At 36.8% G+C, this 965-nt stretch carries 1 protein-coding gene; it reads right to left on the minus strand.

The annotated features are described in order from the left end of the window. Positions 1-167: 167 nt before the first annotated feature. Positions 168-626: a YozF family protein gene (locus NV379_RS25975; protein ID WP_258210202.1), complete on the minus strand. Its 459-nt coding sequence runs from the start codon at positions 624-626 to the stop codon at positions 168-170. Positions 627-965: the final 339 nt, after the last annotated feature.

Below are 965 nucleotides of genomic sequence, written 5' to 3' on the forward strand. Positions count from 1 at the left end.
CTCCACCTCCTGTACTCAGATATTATTTCATTTAATCCTTTATTCCGCAATCCTGTCCGTTAACTGAGAAGGTAGCCGATCCATTGCTGTCGGCTACCTTCTCCTGATGATTTTTGAGCTAAAGTGTCCCGTTAGTGGAACGGGGAAACTTTAAAATAAAACCTAACTTAGTCCCGGTTTACTCCGAATGCAAATGTTTGTTTATATTTTCTTCCTTGAATTTTTACACCGTTTTTAGTAGTTGATGAATCCTCCCAAGAAATAACAATATCTACTTGATCAGATTTGACCGATACTGGAAAATTTTTGTGTTGAAATGCAACCTTTCCGTGTTCAACAATTCCAAGGGGCTTCGAAAATAAACCATATTTCGTAGGCGAATTTGGCTCATTCCTGTACGCCTCAACTATAACGTTATTTAGTGTTTCACCGGTATTTCTTATTACTAAGCTATACATTTTAGCAATATCAAGATTAGGTTTTGCCATTCCTTCTTCGTCCAATATGGGATTGCCAACCTGAACGAACCATTGTTCTGTATTTTTTATATACGGGTCTAGCATTTTGAATGTTTGAGCTCCTACATTGTTTACTAAATTAAACGATAAGCAAAAAATCACAAACATAAAACAAGTTATTCTTCGATACATATTTATCCCCCATTTACTTTTATTTTTAATTATCTTTAGTATGATGAATGGGTTAAAAAATAATTCCTAAAAAAGTAAACTTCAGGGAGTATGATTCATCTATTGTACATTACTGCCCGTTACTTCAATGAAAAAAGGCAGCGGATCATCTGTCCGTCTGCCGTGTTTCCGTATTTCACTAACGTTCTCCGTTAGATTCCTGTAATACGATTAATTCTGAGCTTTGAAAAAAAACGAGCGCCTCGGTACGATGGGGTTATGCACGGGATCATTGTCCCAAAAACCCATCATCCAGGAGGTCGCTCTACTATGAAG

This window comes from Paenibacillus radicibacter, assembly GCF_024721995.1.
GTDB classification, from domain to species: Bacteria; Bacillota; Bacilli; order Paenibacillales; family NBRC-103111; genus Paenibacillus_AM; species Paenibacillus_AM radicibacter.

Excerpts from the sequence above, each read along its gene's own strand:
- NV379_RS25975 (WP_258210202.1), bottom strand. The coding sequence starts at position 626 with ATGTTTGTGATTTTTTGCTTATCGTTTAATTTAGTAAACAATGTAGGA.